Raw genomic sequence first — 16,091 nt, 5'->3', positions numbered from 1 at the left:
TCTCATCTCCACTCTCTGATGGTTACGATGAGCCTGAAATCCTCCGCTACGCAATCAACCTAGTCTGTTCCATGGGTGCTGATGGCGGACAGGTTGGTTCTACTAGGCGGATTTGCACAAGGAGTCGCGGTGCGTTCACAGCCCGGAATTGCCGCGCTTGGGCAAGCAATGATGGATATGAGTCTTGAAGGCTGGAACGATGAATACCCTTGTGCAAGAGACTTGATGGCGCAATCTTTTGCTCCAACCGCAAGTCCGCATGACCAGCGCACTTATGCATAATTTATGAAAGTCGCAATGGACCATCAGGATTGGCTCAAGATTGGACCACTGGTCGCAGGGGTCGACGTAACCGATCTACTTCTGCGGATCACCTGTCCGGCTCTGGTTATGCACGCTAATCGAGACAGGATGCACAGTGTTGAACAAGGTAGGATTTTCGCCTCTGGCATCCAGAAGGCGCGCTTTATTGGCCTTGAGACAGCAAACAATACGATGCCAGAGTATGATCCAGCCTGGCCTAAAGCCCTAGTGGAAATAGAGTTTTTTTGAATTCAATTTGAGCAGTGTACGTTGTTCATCGCCAAAACTTTATTGTTCGAAGGTAAGTGGATGCCGTGCGCCCTTCGATTTTCGATACTGGAATTTAAAAACTCTAGGCTTCTTGTCATCGACCGCTTTGTCCTGATCTCGGAAATTGCAAAGTGTTGTTACGAATGTCCGGTTTGGGCTGCGAGCGGTCATTTTCGTTCGGCATCCGACGGCAGCATTGTCCGCTTGTCGGGATTTGCAAAGTTCAGTTTGGAATGTCCGGCTAGGGCTGCCTCCAGACATAGGCACGGGAACCAGCGAAGGTCGACTGCGAGCCCAGAGCGGACCATGCATCTGCCGCGGCGCTTAGAATTGACGCGGGCTCCATCAATGATTTACGGAATTCCAATGTCACCGGCAACAAAACCACGGAGCCATTGAAATGAAGCTTACGATTTTCGCCTTTGTGCTTGCGTTCATAGGAAGTAACTGCGCGTTGGCTCAGGGTAGTTATTACACGGATGACTCCCCCTCTGTGGTTCAATACAGAGTTGAGACCGAAGTGGTCTTTGGCCACGGTGCAGTGCTCACCGACGGTCAGGAAGGCGTCAAGGAATTGTGGATGGACGTATATCATCCACTCGAAGAGACGGCTGGTCCGCGCCCGGCGATCATTCTGACCTATGGAGGCAGCTTCCACCGCGGCAATCCACGCATTCCCTACGTCGGTATTGGCGCGCAGACCACGACGATGAGCCAGTATGCACAGCGATTTGCCTCTGAAGGGTACGTTTGCTTCACAATCACGTACCGCGTCGCGCCGGACAATCCAGTGATTGCTCCTTACGAAGGCTTCACCGAAGATGATCTCGACGTGGAGTTTTTCAAATCGCAGGCTGCGATCACTCAGGCAAATATTATCCGGCGCCAGATGGGTCTGGAAGACGTGACCCAAGAAACCGTCGTACCGATCATGAAAAATGCGGTTATCGCAGCGGCTGAAGACCTCCGGAAAGCCATCCGCTATGTCAAGGCGGAGAGTGATACCTTCGGCGTTGATCCAGAGCGAATTGGGTTACTTGGCTTCTCGGCCGGGGCGGTGACGACCGTTAATGTTGCCTACGGGATGAAAGAGGATGTGGCGGCAATCGTCGTAAACTCTGGTTACCCGTCGGTGTTCGACATGGATCGGTTGCTGACGGACAAAACGGAGGTTCCGCCAACTCTTTTCCATTTGGCTCAATTTGACTATGAAGTCGTTGAGACGGAACTAGTTCCGCTTTTTGGCAAACTTGATGAAATTGGCGCTCAGTACATCTTGTCGTGGGTTCCGTCACACGGGCATTTCTACCCCTCGGGCGCCTCCACGTTGACTAGCAAGGGTGAACGTTTGTCGGTTTTTCAGGGGGCGCTTAGCTTCTTCGCGGAACATCTCCGGAACTAACTCGTCACGAGCAAAACCCTCTTACCTTGCCCATCCAAATGGCAGCTTTGTCCGCAGAGCGGTCACTCAGACAGATCGCAGCGAACGACCGCACCGACCCCAAAGCAGTCGTATAGAAGACCATGAAAACCCAGTGCTATTGGAAAACTATTACAAACCCGGCGGCCCCGAATGACAGATCGGTGCCTTCGTCGCTCACTCAACAACCATCGCTACCACGAGAGCCTCGTGATTCTGACACCAGTGGACGTCTATCATGGCCGCGGTGCGAAAATCCTGAAGGTAAGAGAGGAGATCAAGACGCAGACAATCCGATAACGGCAGTTGCAGAGCCAAGCCGCTGCCACCTAAACTTCAACAGAAACCGAACTAGAGCCTCCGCTACGATACAGCCTGTGTTCTCCAAAATACTCTGACGACGGGCAAAAGGTGTATTGACATAGCCTAAGTGCGTAATGCACATTTAGACTATGAAGTCTGGTCATCTGATAAAAGTCATATCGAATGCGCTTGGTATCGATCAAGCGACAGTTCACTTTGTTGCAAGGAAGCTCCGTGAAGCAGGCTTTCTGACGACAGGAGCTCGTGGCGTGAACGCACCGGATATGACAACGCGTGATGCAGCGAGGCTTACGCTTGCGCTAATGACAGGCGCTCCGCCAAACCGTATAGTCGATACTTTTGAGATTTACCGACAATTCCGGAATGATGAGTTCGAGCATATAGAATCTGCAAAGGTCATTCAGCGTCTCGATTTCAAGCGAGAAAACACTGCGGAAGACTTCCTTGTCTACTTATTTGATTTCGTGTTGTCGCATCGGTCCAATTCTGAATCTGACATATTACTCAATGGATTAGAATTTAACGTCCATGAGAAACCAGCTTATGTGATTTTCAAAAACGCCGGATTAGAAATATATTTTACAGCGGTACATCTTTCCGAAATGAAAATAAACGAATTCGAAGACGACCCGACCGTGTGGTCAAATTCAGGGCCTGCCGGATTGTTTGAAATGGAAGGCATGCATGTCATGCGCCAGATCTCGCTTGGAGAGATAGAGGCTATTGCATCAGAATTTGGGACTGAGTGATGCCTCACGCAATCAAAAAAAACCAACCGGAAATAACAGCGTCAATTGATCCTCGGGGTAAATTGACCCCAATCGGACCTCCTGGTCAACGTCATGGACCAACGAGCGTCTTGGGAGGCACTAGCAGTGGCTAACGCTAGTCTCACTATCAACGTTAATGAAAAACGCATGCTGAAACAGTCTGAGGCGGCGGTTTATACTGGGCTACCTCCAAAGCTCTTTAAAACAACGTGCCCCGTCCAGCCAATTGAAATGCGGCCCGGCACAGTTCTTTGGGACAAGCGCGATCTGGACAATTGGATTGATGCAATGAAGGAAGGAGCCGAGATGGCAACGCAGGACGTCATTCTTGGCAAATTGTAATGACACGTGTCAGGGTTAGAGGTTTCAAGATATTCGATGATCGGCACGGGAAACCGCGCTGCTATCATCGCGCCACGGGTCACAAGATCGACCTGGAAAAGACTCCATTAGGATCGGCTGAGTTTTTTGCGGAATGCGCCCGCATTGCTGCCATTGCCGAGGCGAGGAAGGCGCAAGCTCTTAAGCCAGGAACCCTTGGCGGGCTGGTCAATGCCTATTTCCAGACTGAACACTATGGCAATCTGTCGGACGCCACCAAGCGCGACTATCGCAAGTGCGCTGACTTCCTGTACCCAATCCGGGACACGCCTGTTTCCGCAATCACGACGCCCCTCGTTTCGGGCATCCATGACAAAGCGGCGGACAAGATTGGCTGGCGGCGAGCAAACATGGTCCGCACCTTCCTGAGTCAAGTTTTTCGCTACGCCATTCCGCGCGGTCTGATCGACCGGGATTATGCGGCAGGTGTCATTCCCAAGCCGCGCCCGAAAAATCGGCCCTATGCCAACCGGCCTTGGACGGTGGAGGAACGCGCAGTTGTGCTGGATCGAGCCGCCCCGCACGTTCGAGTGGCGGTGGCGCTGATTATGAATACCGGCCTTGATCCGTCCGATGCGCTCAAGCTGACCCGTCGCCAGATAGACGGCGACACGATTTGGGGCGTCAGGGGCAAGACGGGCCAGGAAGTTGCCGTTCCAATCGGTCCGACGCTGCAGGCGGCTCTGGATGCTGCGCCCAAGCACGACGCCGTGACCATCCTTGCCTCATCAAACAGAAAGCCTTGGACCTACAACGGCTTTTCGACGGTCTGGTACCGCTTCAAGAAAAAGCTGGAAGCTGAGGGCGTTGTGCAACCTGGCCTGACACTCAAGGGGCTGCGGCATACCGTGGCCACGACACTGCGCGAGGCAGGGCTTGAGGAACGCCAGATTGCGGACCTGCTGGGGCAAAAGACCCCATCTATGGCCCGTCACTATTCCCGGTCCGCCAACCTCGCGGACCGCAACCGGATCACGATGGAAGCACTAGAAAAGGAGAACGAACGCAGATCGAGAGTTGTCAAACCCTTCAAAAAAACTGTCAAACCATGAAAGGCTCAAAATTGAATATTGATAAAAATCAATCGCTTGAATGGTGCCCGGGGGCGGAATCGAACCACCGACACGAGGATTTTCAATCCACTGCTCTACCCCTGAGCTACCCGGGCACGGGAACGGCGACTGCCGTTGGGTGGAGGCGTTCTATGACTTGCCACTGGCAGTGTCCAGAGCCTTTTTTACATTTTTTCAATGCGGACGCGAATGACCGGTTTCGTCGACTTCGGCATCCGCCTCAGCGTTCTCTTCACGTTGCGACGGCACCGCGTAAGAACCGTTCAGCCACTTGGCAAGATCGACATCCGCGCAGCGCTTCGAGCAAAACGGGCGGTACGTGGCAACAGTGTCTTCACCGCAGATCGGACAGCTCATTTCAACACCTCGCTCAGCGGCAGCCGGGCCCGTCTGCGCTGCAATTCGAAATGCCCTAGCGGCGTCCAGCCTGCCAGTGTGGTTTCGATCGGGTCGGACTTGAAGGCGGCGCGCAGAGCGGACTCGAACCCTCGGCGGTCCTTCTTGGGCATTGGTGCCAGATCGAGCGTGATCTGCCCTCCTAAACCCCGCACACGCAAGGCGCGGGCCAGCGTTTTGGCGCAGGCGAAATTAGCCTTGGTTCCAGCTGCCAAGGATGTGTCAACGCCGGTATTGACGTCAACGGCGACCAGCGCGCGGGTGGGCTGGATGAACAGGTGCCCCCCGCCGGGCAAAGGCTCAGAAATGCCGCGGGCCGTGTCCAATGCCTCCAGCACGCCATGGGTGCCGAAACTACCTGCGCGGGTTTCGACCTCGGCCGGGTCGGTCCAGTCGCGCCAGGCCAGAACATGAGGGCCGTCGCCTTCAAGCAGCAGTTCCGGCTCGGTTCCAGGGTCGTTCACCACTGCGTCCGCGTGGGCCAGCATGGCGCTGATATCTTCGGCAATTTCGCCCGCGTCCTCACCGGCGCAGCACGAGCGCAGGATCAGACCGTAATCGCTACCGTCCATCACCTCATGAGCGATCTCAAGCAGGCGGTCACGCTCGTCCTCATCCCGGATCGAGCGCGAGATGTTCAGGCCCGGCGCATCCGGAGTGACAATCGCGTAGCGACTTTTGAACAGAACACGGTCGGTCACAGGCAAGGCTTTGCCCGGTTCGGCATAGCCCGTCACCTGCACCAGCAGCAGCGCACCGGGGGCAAGCCCCTTGACCTGCCGCAGAAACGCGGGGCCGTCGGGCGTAGACAGGAACATGCCGCCCTGCCCTTTTACCGGCCGATCCGCGCGGGCGCGGTAGATCGTGCCCGGTGCAGGCGCATCGGCGGCGATCAGGAAATCATCCAGCTTGCCGTCGACCATCAGTGCCGCAGCCTCACGACCCTTGATATGATCCAGAACGATGGTGCGACCCTTCATGATGCCTCACGATACAGGGGATAGCCGATGCCTTGCAAAAGGGCGGCGGTTTCAGACAAGGGCAGGCCCACGATACCGGTGAACGATCCCGAAATCCACGGGATGAATGCGCCAGCCGGGCCTTGGATGGCGTAGGCGCCTGCTTTGCCCTGCCAGTCTCCGGTCGCCAGATAGGCATTGATCTCAACATCCGACAGGCGTTTGACCTTGACCTGTGAGACCACGTCGCGTTGCAGCACCCGATCCCCGCGTCGCACCGCGACCGAGGTGATAACCCGGTGGCGACGCCCGGACAGGGCGTGCAGAAACTCAGCCGCCTGGCCTGCGTTTTCGGGTTTGCCCAGAATACGACGGCCCAGCGCCACGGTGGTATCCGCACACAGCGTGATATCGTCGCCATCCGCTTGCACCGCCTGCACTTTTTCGCGCGTGATGCGGCTGCAATAGGGAACCGGCAGCTCGCCCTTCAGGGGCGTTTCGTTGATGTCCGGGGGGCGGATCGCATCGGGCTGCACGCCAAGCTGAGCCAACAGGTCCAGCCGCCTTGGGCTGCCCGATCCGAGGATAAACGCCATGAGATAGAGCGTTACTTGAAGCGATAGTTGATCCGACCCTTGGTCAGATCATAGGGGGTCATCTCGACCTGAACTTTGTCGCCAGCCAGAACACGGATGCGGTTCTTGCGCATCTTGCCTGCCGTATGTGCGATGATCTCATGGCCGTTTTCCAGCTCGACCCGAAACGTCGCATTAGGCAGGAGTTCCTTCACGACACCGGGAAATTCGAGCGTATCTTCCTTGGCCATGTTGTCTCCACATTTACGTTGCACTCGCAGAATCTGCGAGGATGTGCGCTTAAATGAGCCTATTTCGGGCTTATTTCAAGGCCGGAATCACGAAAGAGCAGAGATTGTGACCGATTCGACTCGGGGCGTTTGCTCATCCCAATGGGTTCGGTTCAGCACATGGCCATCGGCGCGGACCTCGGCAATGGCCGACAGGTCGATATCGGCGTAGGTCCAGCCGGGTTGGTTCAACTGTCCTTCGGCCAATACGCCGGTGCCGGGGAACCCTTTGTCCGGCGGGCCGAAGATGCCACCGGTGCCTGTGTTCATATCCACCGCCTCGGACCACGCGTTGCTGCCGACCAGCGACGCCATGACCGTCACACACTGGTTTTCCAGCGCACGCGCCATCGCACCGATCCGCACCCGCCAATAGCCCGAGAGTGCCTCGGTGCATGAAGGTACAAGGATCAGGTCCGCTTCACTCAGCGCGCGACCCAGCAGGGGAAATTCGCTGTCATAGCAGATAAGAACGCCGATCTTGCCCAGCTTGGTGTCGAACAGTTTCAACGGGCCGCCGGGGGCGATATCCCAAGCCTCACGCTCGAACCGGGTCATGATTTGCTTGTCTTGGTGATCCTGCTGGCCATCAGGCGCATAAAGCGCCGCTCGGTTCACCGGGCGCCCCGGCCCATCCACAACCGGCGCAGACGCACCCAGAATATAGGTGCCATATTCGCGCGCCAGCCGTTGATGCAGGGCCTGCGCATCTGCCATCCGGTCCGACACCGCGCGGATCGAACGTTCCAGATCACCTGCCACATCGGCCCCGTCCAATGTCGACAGCTCCATCGCGCCATATTCGGGAAAGACCTGCAACTCGGCCCCCTGCCCGGCGGCCTCGCTGACCCAGCGGTTCAGCTTGTCCTCATACTGCGCCCAACTGTCGAGCCAGTCGAGGTCATAGGCGGCGGTTGCGACTTTCATGGGCTGCGTCCTTCAGCATTGGATTGGAGCGACCCTAGGACAGGATCGCGCGATATGTATAGACCCGACACGGGCCCGACGGGAAAGTGAATTGGCTTACCGGCCCAGACTTGGTTCAATAGGGTCAGGAGGATCACCATGCAAAACCCCGAAAGCTTCGAAAAGTTCTATTTCGCCAAGGTCGGTATGGGCGAGGCCTGCGGCTGCGCTGAGCGTGTCATTGACGTGTTCGAATTCAATCGCAAAGGCGGGGCACAGACAAAATCCGAGGTTAGGCTGGAAAAGCCCAAACGCCGGTCCTTTCGCGGATGGGCGGTAAAGTACGGCCTTCTCAGCCGCAAACAGACACGCTGAGACCGCAAGGCGCAGTTATGCGTTCAGATCCCTGATCCAGAACTGCAACGGTTTCTGCGTCTCGCCGTCTTCTCCTATATCCTTCCACGAAAACTGCGCCACGACACCGGGTAGGGGTTCATACCCGCGTGCCCGCCAGAACGCATCCAAAGGCCTATAGCTTTCTGGTCGCATCGGATGGTCGACAGGGCGCTGCACGCTGCAAAAGGCGCATTTCGTAAAGCCCAAAGCGCGCGCGTGGGCTTCGCGTTGATCGAAGAATTTATGACCAACTCCCTGCCCCCGGTAGTCCGGCAGCAGAACAGATTCGGCGCAATAGAAAACATCTGACAAACCCACACCTGACCCGTCAAAGGCCGCAGCAAAATCTTCGGCATGATCGGCCAGAGGCGCACCGGTTGAGGCCCCGATCAGACGGTCGCCGTCAAAGGCCCCTACCACGATGGATCGGGCACTGTCGCGGTAGGCTTGCAGGTATTTCCGCTCATAGCCCAGATCCCCATCATAGAGATAGGGCCATGCGTGAAACACATTGATGCGCAACCGGGCCACATCGTCCAGAGCGGTCTCAAGCGCCGCTCCGGTCAGGGGGCGGACGTCTGTGACCTCAGCCACAGGACACCTGTTTGGTCCAGTCGGCCAGGTTGTAAAAGGTGGTCACGCGAGTGATCTTGCCGTCTTTCAAATCAAAGAAAGACCCAGCGGGAAGGCGGTAGGTCTGACCATGCGCCTCGGGCAGGCCCTCATCGGTTTCCAGATAGGTGCCGTTCACGATGAACTCGGCCGCAGCCCGGGTGCCGCCTTGGGCGTCGAACACCACGATGTCGGTCAGGTTTTCACGGTAGCAGCGGTTCATGTGGGCGCAGAAGGCGGCGAATTTCTCTTTGCCGACGCGAATCTGGCCTTCGTTCACATGGTGGGCCACGTCGTCGGACAGGCAGGCCAGCATGCCATCAACGTCACCTGCGTTGAAGGCTTTGAAATAGGTTTCGACGGTCTGGTTCATGGTCACTCCGTTGGTTCGCCCCAGCGGTCCTTCAGATGTTTGATGATCTGATCGCGGGTCTGTCGGTAGTGCGTTAGCTTGTCTTCACGACTTTCGCCCAGTCCGGTAGGGTCCATTATTGGCCAATAATCGACATCCAGATGAAAAATACGGGTCAAATCCAACGCTCGCCTTTGGCTGGCGGGTGACAACGCGACGATCAGGTCGAACGAGCTGAGGTCATCGCCCCATTCCTGCATCTCGTCGAAGGAACGCGACCTGTGTCGCGAAAGCTCAACGCCGATTTCCTGGCAGACGGCGACGCAGAAACCGTCGATCTCCAGATCGTTATGGACACCGGCAGATTGCACATAGGTACCGGTGCCGTAGAACTTTTTCATGATGCCTTCGGCCATCGGAGACCGAACCGAGTTGTGGTCGCAACAGAACAGAATCGACTGCGGCAAAGGCGTCACCCGTCACCCCCCGAAATGCAGCACGCAGATCAGCGTGAACAGGCGGCGGGCGGTGTCGGTGTCAATTTCGGCCTTGCCTTCCAGCCTCTCTTGCAGGACCCGGCTGCCTTCGTTGTGAATGCCCCGCCGCGCCATATCGATGGTTTCGATCTGACTGGGTGGCAGCGATTTCACCGCGTCGAAATAGCTTTCGCATATCTGGAAATAGTCTTTTACCACCTGCTTGAACGGGCCCAGCGACAGGTGGAATTCGGCGGCTTTTTCCTCGGTCTCGGTGGCGATATCGAAAACCAGCCGTTTGTCCCGGATGGACAGTTGCAGATGATAGGGGCCGTCAGGCACCACGCGATCGTCGCGCGCGGGCAGCGCAAAGGAGTTCTCCTCCAGCAGATCATAGATCGCGACCTTGCGCTCCTGCTCGATCTCGGGTGTCGGCGGGGGCAGGTTTCGGTCATCCAGTTCTATGTGCGAAATGCGGGTCATGCGTACGTGGTCCATTCAGGTCGGGTCAGACTTATCGCAAGAAAATTGAATGAGCAACGCGGCCCTGTGGCTTTTGTCACAGCGGATACAGGGACGGGTCAATCGCATGTTTGCGCAACAAGGTGTCGACCAAAGATCCGGAATTGATCTCCCGGTCCTTGAATATCTTTCGAAACCACGACCCAAAGAAATGGATGGACATTTTGCTTTGCCAATCCAGAAATTCCAGCTTGGACATATCAGGCTCGTTCCACAGACCGCGATGCCGGAGTGGAACGGCGTAAAGCTCGACTCTCGGCAAGCTCATGTCATGCTCTGGCGTCCCATAAAGGCTGTGGAAAAACAGCGGCGGCCCAAGCGTTGACAAAGGCAGGCTCCAGTAGGTGGATTGCCCGTAAATGTCCCGATAGGCGTGCTTTCTGTCATCCGACCACCAGAACGGCACGAGGTCGCTGTCGAAAGCGAAATCGCACATCTTCTTCAAAGCCGGGCTGTCGTTGGGCAGAGCCACAACCCCGTTCATCATCCGCTGCCGTGCCAGATTGGCTTTGGGAAACAAATACCCGTCACGGGTCTCGAACGGCCGAACAGCATAGGCATCCGCGTCCACCCAGATGTAGTCGGTCTGCTGCATCAGTTTCAAGCGAAACAGATCGGCGTGGACTGCGACCGAGCGCATGATCGGGTCGCGGTAGATCTCGGGTGTGTCAAAGATCTCCCGCGCATCGCGGGCCTCGATATAGTCCGGGATATCCTCGAGATCGCCGTAGTGATAGACGATGGGCGTCTGGTCCACATCCGCGAAGGATTTAAGGCACAGGTGCTCGAGAAAGCTGAACCGTTTGCCGATCCACAAGGTTGCTACGCGTTCCAAACTGCCCTCCACCTGATATCTGTTGGTTCGCGCCTTTAGTCGTTCAAACGATCCAGCCGGGCCGTAACGGACAGGCCATGAGCTTCAAGGCTTTCAGACCGCGCCAGTTGCGCCGCGGCAGGACCGATGGCGCGCAGCGCAGCGGGGGTCATCTGGGACAGCGTGGTGCGTTTGAGGAAATCCATCACGCTCAGCCCCGAAGAAAACCGCGCCGAGCGCGCGGTGGGCAGCACGTGATTGGGGCCGCCAACATAGTCGCCGATGGCCTCGGGCGTGTATTGGCCCAGAAAGATGGCGCCTGCGTGGACGGTTTTTGCGCTCAGCGCCACAGGGTCGGCAACGCAGAGTTCAAGATGCTCTGGGGCGATACGGTTCGACAGCGCGGCGGCCTCATCCAGATCGCGCGCGGTGATCACTGCGCCAAAATCGCGCCAGCTTGCGCCTGCGATGGCGCGGCGCTCGAGCGTCTCAAGGCGCTTGTCCACGGCAGCGGCAACCGACCGACCGAAAGCTGCATCATCAGTGATCAGGATCGACTGTGCACTTTCGTCATGTTCCGCCTGACTCAGCAAATCAAGCGCGATCCAATCGGGGTCGTTGTCCTTATCGGCGATCACCAGAATTTCGGAGGGGCCCGCGATCATGTCGATACCCACCTTGCCAAACACCCGCCTCTTTGCCGCGGCGACAAAGGCATTGCCCGGACCTGTAATCTTGTCCACCGGGGCGATGCTGTCCGTACCATAGGCAAGCGCGGCAATTGCCTGCGCCCCACCCACGCGATAAATCTTATCCACCCCTGACAACTGCGCGGCCAGCAGAACCAAGGGGTTCACCACCCCATCCGGCGTGGGCACGGCAATCGCCAGACGCTCAACCCCCGCCACCTTGGCCGGAATCGCATTCATCAAGACCGACGAAGGGTACGAGGCCAACCCACCCGGCACATAAAGCCCCGCCGCCGACACGGCCGACCAACGCCAGCCCAGTGTGGCCCCAGCCTCATCCGTCCATTCGTGATCGGCGGGCATTTGCTTTTCGTGATAAGCCCTGATGCGCGCCGCAGCCAGTTCCAGCGCGGCGCGATCTTCATCCGTGACCTCAGCCACTGCCGCCGCGATCTCATTAGCCGAAAACGCCAAAGTATCGGGGGTCAGCTCAAGCCGGTCGAATTTTTCTGTCAGCTCAATCACCGCCGCGTCGCCGCGCGCGCGCACGTCCTGAATGATCTCGGCCACAACCGCATCCACGTCGGGGCTGTCTTCGCGCTTGGCCGACAACAGCGCCGCAAAGGCGGTTTCGAAATCGGTCGAGCTTGTCTCAAGGAAAACTGGCATCGTCTTGCACTCCGGGGCGTTTCATCGGGACATATCGCCCGAGGGGAAGGGCCTCAACCCTTCGTCGGTCGGGTGCAGCGATTTGCGCATCGGATATTGCAGGACGCCCTGCCATTCTTCGGCCTCACCCGCATCCTTCCAGCCGAACCGGCGATAAAATTCCCGTGCCGTCGCAGTGGCATAAACATGTGCCTCCGCACACCCTTGATCGACCAGTTCACTTTCCAGCCGGATCAACAGGGCCAAACCGACACCACGCCGCACATAGGCTGGATCGACATAGAGCAGCGACACTTCCGAACGGTTGTGCAGCCCGCCGACCCCGGCCACCTGCCCGTCAATCTCGGCCAGCCAAAGCTGCGCGCCGGATTGTATCCAGCGTCGGATCGTCTGAGGGTCCTTGTTGGCCGTCCAGGCCGCCAGCAGCGCGGGCTGCTTGTGATGGTCTGCCGCACAAAGATAGGTGATCGAGCGGATCAGAGCGCGGCTCATCTGGAACACATCGAACACGGTCGCACGGCGCAAAACCAGGCCTGTGGAAGGCCCGGAAAACGCTTGCGCTATGCCCCGTTTATTCCGGATGATACGGCGCCTGCCCAGACGGTGCCTGATAGGGCCGCGTGACGTCCTTGAGGGACACATCCACAGCCTCGACCAGTAATCGGATCGCGCCATCCCCGGCCAGAGTCAGCACCACGCGGCCCGCCCCATCTTCGCCCGGCTCAAAATCAATCGACAAGAGGGACATCACCATATCCTTGTCGCTGCGGTCGATCCCCTGACTTGCCACCGACAGCACCGAGTCGAACACCAGCACCGACTGTACCCGCTCAAACGGGCGGTCGCGCAGGGTGGCGGCGTCTTTGTCCTCCCACCGAAAGCGGTTCAACAGCAGGCCAAAGCGGCGTTGGGATGGCCGCCAAGTCATCTCGGTTATAGGAAACACCGCGTCCTGTGTCAGGGTCGAGATCACCTGCAGGTCATCTGCATCCTCGGCACCAAGATTCAGCGGGGCCTCGCGCCCGTCATGGAAACTTGCGTCTGTCATTGGCCTTTGATCCGTTCAATCTTTGCACCCACGCCTTCCAGCTTGCGCACCACATGTTCATAGCCACGATCCAGATGATAGACCCGGCTAACCGTCGTCTCACCTTCGGCCGCCAAACCGGCCAGAATCAACGAAACCGAGGCCCGCAGATCGGTCGCCATCACAGGCGCGCCTTTCAAACGTTCGACGCCCGTTACCGTGGCCGTGCCGCCATGTACCTCGATATTGGCCCCCATTCGTACCAGTTCAGGGGCGTGCATAAAGCGATTCTCAAAGATACGCTCTTCAAGAACGGACACACCTTCGGCAGTACACATCAGCGCCATCATTTGCGCCTGTAAATCCGTGGGGAAACCAGGGAAGGGTTCCGTGACCACATCCACCGACCGAACACGCCCGTTCTTGCGCGCGACCATCAGACCATTTGCGGTTTCCGTCACGCTGACACCCGCTGCTTCCAGCTTTTCGGCAAAAGACGCAATCAGCGGCATCCGCCCGCCCAGCAACTCGACCTCACCGCCGCAGATCGCCGGGGCCAGCATATAGGTGCCCAGTTCGATCCGGTCAGTGACAACCTGATGGGTCGCGCCGTGCAAACGGTCGACGCCCTGAATTTCGATGGTCGAGCTCCCCTCGCCTGAAATCTGCGCGCCCATCTTGCGCAGGCATTCGACCAGATCAACGATCTCGGGCTCGCGCGCTGCGTTTTTCAGGACGGTAGTACCTTTGGCCAGCGTGGCCGCCATCACAATGTTCTCAGTCGCCCCGACCGAGGCAAAACGCATCTCATGCACCGCGCCTTTCAACCCACCGGGGGCCTTGGCGTGCAGATATCCGTCTTTAAGCTCGATCTCGGCGCCCAGCGCTTCAAGCCCTTCCACATGCAGATCCATCGGGCGCGCACCGATCGCACAGCCACCGGGCAGCGACACGACCGCCTGCCCGAACCGCGCCAGCAAAGGCCCCAGCACAAGGTTCGAGGCCCGCATCTTGCGCACGATGTCATAATCCGCCGTCTGACTGGTCAGATCATGGCTGGACATGGCAATCACCTGCCCGTCCTGCAACGACGACACCTCGGCCCCCAGCGATTGCAGTAGGGCGGTCATGGTCTTGATATCGCTCAGACGCGGCGCGTTGGTCAGCGTCAGCGGTTCATCGCTGAGCAGCGTTGCGGGCATCAGCGTCAAACACGCGTTTTTAGCCCCTGCAATCGGGATCTGACCGTTTAGCGGCCCGTTACCCGTTACCAGAATCGAATCCATTTGCTCTTATCCCTCGTCCTTATCGGCCTTGCCCCCAGCGACCGCCCGCGCCTTGGCCTGCGCCTTGCGCCGCGCCATGTTTGCCTTCAGCGCGGCCTTCAGCCGCTCTTCGCGCGCATCACTGGGTTTGCCTTGTTTTTTTGGTGAATTTTTTTCCGTCATGATCTTTCTCTACAGGAGGCGAAAAAAACCGTCCAGACACCCTTGCGCCGCGTTTCGTTTGAGTCTAATCACCCGCCCACAGCGCTGCTGTAGCTCAGAGGTAGAGCACTCCCTTGGTAAGGGAGAGGTCGAGAGTTCAATTCTCTCCAGCAGCACCATTCCCAAATTACTGATTTTCAATACTCGTCTCGCTGCTGCGGCGCCGCTAGCCAATTGCCCTCGGCACCAACAGTGTTGACTCGGCCCAACGCGGCATGGGACCCTTCGCCATTGTGTTCATAAGCTTCCCATTTCAGGTGGCATTTCTCTGTAACCTTGTGTGCAGGTTCGGGAGTTAAAGAGTGACTGATATTCGTTCCGACAATAGCAACGCGGCCCCAACGCAATCATTGGCAGGGCGCTTGGGCTGGATTGATGCGGTAAAAGGCCTGACGATCATTTTCGTGGTTCTACACCATTCTATCGCCGGGTTCCGGTTCGACCCGACCTTCCCCGAATGGATCAGAACCTTCAACTACAGCCTCGATCCCGTGCGCATGCCCCTGTTCTTTCTGGTAGCCGGGCTGTTTGCCAAAAAGGCTATCGACGGCCCCGCAGACAAGTTCATCCGCGGCAAGGTGATCTATTTCCTCTATTTCTACCTTCTGTGGTCCATGATCATCTTCACCTTTCGGTTTGGACTGAACGCTATTACCAATTCGACCACCTATTGGTGGGAAATCCTGATAATCCCCTGGGACCCGCTGCCGACGATCTGGTTTCTCTACGCCCTCATGCTGTCTTTCGTAATATTGCGCCTGCTGCGCGGCGTTCCCCCGGTCTATATTGTCGGGTTTGCGGCCATCATACAGGCGCAGTTCCTGCTGAATGTCTGGCCCGAAGGCGTGGTCGTCATCGCCGATAAACTGGCCAAGCTGTTCGTCTATTTCGCGATCGGAGTATATGCGTCTGAATGGATCAGATCTTCGGCGGTCAAGGCGCGCGCGCTACCGGTGATCGCATTGTGGATCGGGTTCCTCGGGCTCAGCATCGCTGCGCTGTCGGGAGGATTCGAGAAACTTCCTCTGGTCTACTTTTCCCTATCGGCCCTGTCCGCCTCGGCAATCATTGGAACGGTAGTTCTGGCCTCGAACGCGGGTAAGGCCAAGTGGTTGGTTACAATCGGAAGTTTCAGCCTGTATATCTACCTCACCCATTTCCTTCCCGTGGCAGGGACGCGCATCATTCTATCCAAAATTTTGGGTATTACCGAGCCGCTGGTGGTGATCCCGCTTTCGGTTCTGGCGGCGCTAGTGTTCGGAATCGTCTTCTGTAAAGTGCTGACAGGATCAAGACTCCAATGGCTGATCAAAGTTCCCGATCGAGTGTTGAACCGCACGCTTTCTCTGCCGTTCGGAACCGCAACCCGGACCTGAAGAA

The 16,091-nt window shown here is 57.5% G+C and carries 21 protein-coding genes and 2 tRNA genes; 7 read left to right on the top strand and 16 right to left on the bottom strand.

The features are described from left to right. The first annotated feature begins 973 nt into the window (after nt 1-973). The 4 genes from ACR0C5_RS14910 (at nt 974) to ACR0C5_RS14895 (ending at nt 4,520) form a co-directional block, all read left to right on the top strand. On the top strand, nt 974-1,975 hold the full coding sequence (locus ACR0C5_RS14910) for an alpha/beta hydrolase (RefSeq protein WP_480877607.1): 1,002 nt from the start codon (nt 974-976) through the stop codon (nt 1,973-1,975). 470 nt (nt 1,976-2,445) lie between these two features. Then, on the top strand, nt 2,446-3,066 hold the full coding sequence (locus tag ACR0C5_RS14905; RefSeq protein ID WP_170787817.1) for a hypothetical protein: 621 nt from the start codon (nt 2,446-2,448) through the stop codon (nt 3,064-3,066). A 126-nt stretch (nt 3,067-3,192) separates the two neighbouring features. After that, entirely contained in the window at nt 3,193-3,429 is a 237-nt protein-coding gene (locus ACR0C5_RS14900) for a hypothetical protein (RefSeq protein WP_170787816.1), read from the top strand. Next, entirely contained in the window at nt 3,429-4,520 is a 1,092-nt protein-coding gene (locus ACR0C5_RS14895; protein WP_480877604.1) for a tyrosine-type recombinase/integrase, read from the top strand. Before ACR0C5_RS14900 ends, ACR0C5_RS14895 begins: the two co-directional genes overlap by 1 nt. Before the next feature lie 41 nt (nt 4,521-4,561). Here the strand turns inward: ACR0C5_RS14895 and ACR0C5_RS14890 are convergent. The 6 genes from ACR0C5_RS14890 to ACR0C5_RS14865 all read right to left on the bottom strand — a co-directional run bounded on the left by ACR0C5_RS14890 (nt 4,562) and on the right by ACR0C5_RS14865 (nt 7,688). After that, nucleotides 4,562-4,636: transfer RNA gene (locus ACR0C5_RS14890), tRNA-Phe, on the bottom strand. A 79-nt stretch (nt 4,637-4,715) separates the two neighbouring features. Further along, nucleotides 4,716-4,898, bottom strand: coding sequence for a DNA gyrase inhibitor YacG (locus ACR0C5_RS14885; protein ID WP_170790804.1), 183 nt, complete (start codon nt 4,896-4,898; stop codon nt 4,716-4,718). Further along, the gene (locus ACR0C5_RS14880) at nt 4,895-5,917 is read right to left on the bottom strand and encodes a ribonuclease E/G (protein WP_480877602.1); all 1,023 of its coding nucleotides are present in this window, start codon (nt 5,915-5,917) and stop codon (nt 4,895-4,897) included. Before ACR0C5_RS14880 ends, ACR0C5_RS14885 begins: the two co-directional genes overlap by 4 nt. After that, nucleotides 5,914-6,492, bottom strand: a complete 579-nt coding sequence (locus ACR0C5_RS14875; protein WP_170774009.1) for a Maf family protein — start codon at nt 6,490-6,492, stop codon at nt 5,914-5,916. Before ACR0C5_RS14875 ends, ACR0C5_RS14880 begins: the two co-directional genes overlap by 4 nt. An 11-nt stretch (nt 6,493-6,503) precedes the next feature. Beyond that, on the bottom strand, nt 6,504-6,722 hold the full coding sequence (infA, locus tag ACR0C5_RS14870) for a translation initiation factor IF-1 (RefSeq protein ID WP_005978431.1): 219 nt from the start codon (nt 6,720-6,722) through the stop codon (nt 6,504-6,506). 87 nt (nt 6,723-6,809) lie between these two features. Beyond that, complete coding sequence (locus ACR0C5_RS14865) at nt 6,810-7,688, bottom strand: carbon-nitrogen hydrolase family protein (RefSeq protein ID WP_480877600.1); 879 nt, start codon at nt 7,686-7,688, stop codon at nt 6,810-6,812. Between the two features lie 138 nt (nt 7,689-7,826). Here ACR0C5_RS14865 and ACR0C5_RS14860 point away from each other — a divergent pair, with 138 nt between their 5' ends. Then, complete coding sequence (locus tag ACR0C5_RS14860; protein WP_170774005.1) at nt 7,827-8,042, top strand: hypothetical protein; 216 nt, start codon at nt 7,827-7,829, stop codon at nt 8,040-8,042. Between the two features lie 15 nt (nt 8,043-8,057). Here ACR0C5_RS14860 and ACR0C5_RS14855 read toward each other — a convergent pair whose 3' ends face one another. From ACR0C5_RS14855 to ACR0C5_RS14810, 10 genes are all read right to left on the bottom strand, one after another. After that, nucleotides 8,058-8,657, bottom strand: coding sequence for a GNAT family N-acetyltransferase (locus ACR0C5_RS14855; protein WP_170774003.1), 600 nt, complete (start codon nt 8,655-8,657; stop codon nt 8,058-8,060). Beyond that, entirely contained in the window at nt 8,650-9,048 is a 399-nt protein-coding gene (locus ACR0C5_RS14850; RefSeq protein WP_170774001.1) for a ketosteroid isomerase-related protein, read from the bottom strand. The genes ACR0C5_RS14855 and ACR0C5_RS14850 overlap by 8 nt, the downstream gene beginning before the upstream one ends. 2 nt (nt 9,049-9,050) lie before the next feature. Further along, nucleotides 9,051-9,503: an arsenate-mycothiol transferase ArsC gene (locus ACR0C5_RS14845; protein ID WP_170773999.1), complete on the bottom strand. Its 453-nt coding sequence runs from the start codon at nt 9,501-9,503 to the stop codon at nt 9,051-9,053. Between the two features lie 3 nt (nt 9,504-9,506). Continuing rightward, nucleotides 9,507-9,986 (bottom strand): UPF0262 family protein, encoded by a 480-nt coding sequence (locus ACR0C5_RS14840; RefSeq protein ID WP_170773997.1) that lies wholly within the window; start codon nt 9,984-9,986, stop codon nt 9,507-9,509. 76 nt (nt 9,987-10,062) lie between these two features. Continuing rightward, on the bottom strand, nt 10,063-10,860 hold the full coding sequence (locus ACR0C5_RS14835; RefSeq protein WP_480877597.1) for a glycosyltransferase family 32 protein: 798 nt from the start codon (nt 10,858-10,860) through the stop codon (nt 10,063-10,065). Nucleotides 10,861-10,895: 35 nt separating this feature from the next. Next, entirely contained in the window at nt 10,896-12,197 is a 1,302-nt protein-coding gene (hisD, locus tag ACR0C5_RS14830) for a histidinol dehydrogenase (protein WP_480877595.1), read from the bottom strand. Between the two features lie 21 nt (nt 12,198-12,218). Next, nucleotides 12,219-12,689, bottom strand: a complete 471-nt coding sequence (locus ACR0C5_RS14825; RefSeq protein WP_480877593.1) for a GNAT family N-acetyltransferase — start codon at nt 12,687-12,689, stop codon at nt 12,219-12,221. A 79-nt stretch (nt 12,690-12,768) separates the two neighbouring features. Next, nucleotides 12,769-13,245 carry a DUF2948 family protein gene (locus ACR0C5_RS14820; protein ID WP_480877591.1) on the bottom strand — a complete coding sequence of 159 codons (477 nt, stop codon included), beginning with the start codon at nt 13,243-13,245 and terminating at the stop codon, nt 12,769-12,771. After that, nucleotides 13,242-14,510, bottom strand: a complete 1,269-nt coding sequence (gene murA, locus ACR0C5_RS14815; protein ID WP_170773987.1) for a UDP-N-acetylglucosamine 1-carboxyvinyltransferase — start codon at nt 14,508-14,510, stop codon at nt 13,242-13,244. Before murA ends, ACR0C5_RS14820 begins: the two co-directional genes overlap by 4 nt. 6 nt (nt 14,511-14,516) lie before the next feature. Next, a complete protein-coding gene (locus ACR0C5_RS14810; RefSeq protein WP_170773985.1) occupies nt 14,517-14,672 on the bottom strand; it encodes a hypothetical protein in 156 nt (51 codons plus the stop codon). Between the two features lie 83 nt (nt 14,673-14,755). Here ACR0C5_RS14810 and ACR0C5_RS14805 point away from each other — a divergent pair. Then, nucleotides 14,756-14,830: transfer RNA gene (locus ACR0C5_RS14805), tRNA-Thr, on the top strand. A 183-nt stretch (nt 14,831-15,013) separates the two neighbouring features. Continuing rightward, nucleotides 15,014-16,087 (top strand): acyltransferase family protein, encoded by a 1,074-nt coding sequence (locus ACR0C5_RS14800; protein WP_170790778.1) that lies wholly within the window; start codon nt 15,014-15,016, stop codon nt 16,085-16,087. Nucleotides 16,088-16,091 lie beyond the last annotated feature (4 nt).

It is taken from the genome of Ruegeria sp. N8, from assembly GCF_056531325.1.
Note: the sequence above shows the minus strand (reverse complement) of the source record. Positions and strands in the feature narration are given on the sequence as shown.

Excerpts from the sequence above, each read along its gene's own strand:
- ACR0C5_RS14910 (WP_480877607.1), top strand. The coding sequence starts at position 974 with ATGAAGCTTACGATTTTCGCCTTTGTGCTTGCGTTCATAGGAAGTAAC.
- ACR0C5_RS14905 (WP_170787817.1), top strand. The coding sequence starts at position 2,446 with ATGAAGTCTGGTCATCTGATAAAAGTCATATCGAATGCGCTTGGTATC.
- ACR0C5_RS14895 (WP_480877604.1), top strand. The coding sequence starts at position 3,429 with ATGACACGTGTCAGGGTTAGAGGTTTCAAGATATTCGATGATCGGCAC.
- ACR0C5_RS14885 (WP_170790804.1), bottom strand. The coding sequence starts at position 4,898 with ATGAGCTGTCCGATCTGCGGTGAAGACACTGTTGCCACGTACCGCCCG.
- ACR0C5_RS14880 (WP_480877602.1), bottom strand. The coding sequence starts at position 5,917 with ATGAAGGGTCGCACCATCGTTCTGGATCATATCAAGGGTCGTGAGGCT.
- ACR0C5_RS14875 (WP_170774009.1), bottom strand. The coding sequence starts at position 6,492 with ATGGCGTTTATCCTCGGATCGGGCAGCCCAAGGCGGCTGGACCTGTTG.
- infA (WP_005978431.1), bottom strand. The coding sequence starts at position 6,722 with ATGGCCAAGGAAGATACGCTCGAATTTCCCGGTGTCGTGAAGGAACTC.
- ACR0C5_RS14865 (WP_480877600.1), bottom strand. The coding sequence starts at position 7,688 with ATGAAAGTCGCAACCGCCGCCTATGACCTCGACTGGCTCGACAGTTGG.
- ACR0C5_RS14860 (WP_170774005.1), top strand. The coding sequence starts at position 7,827 with ATGCAAAACCCCGAAAGCTTCGAAAAGTTCTATTTCGCCAAGGTCGGT.
- ACR0C5_RS14850 (WP_170774001.1), bottom strand. The coding sequence starts at position 9,048 with ATGAACCAGACCGTCGAAACCTATTTCAAAGCCTTCAACGCAGGTGAC.
- ACR0C5_RS14840 (WP_170773997.1), bottom strand. The coding sequence starts at position 9,986 with ATGACCCGCATTTCGCACATAGAACTGGATGACCGAAACCTGCCCCCG.
- hisD (WP_480877595.1), bottom strand. The coding sequence starts at position 12,197 with ATGCCAGTTTTCCTTGAGACAAGCTCGACCGATTTCGAAACCGCCTTT.
- ACR0C5_RS14825 (WP_480877593.1), bottom strand. The coding sequence starts at position 12,689 with ATGAGCCGCGCTCTGATCCGCTCGATCACCTATCTTTGTGCGGCAGAC.
- ACR0C5_RS14820 (WP_480877591.1), bottom strand. The coding sequence starts at position 13,245 with ATGACAGACGCAAGTTTCCATGACGGGCGCGAGGCCCCGCTGAATCTT.
- murA (WP_170773987.1), bottom strand. The coding sequence starts at position 14,510 with ATGGATTCGATTCTGGTAACGGGTAACGGGCCGCTAAACGGTCAGATC.
- ACR0C5_RS14810 (WP_170773985.1), bottom strand. The coding sequence starts at position 14,672 with ATGACGGAAAAAAATTCACCAAAAAAACAAGGCAAACCCAGTGATGCG.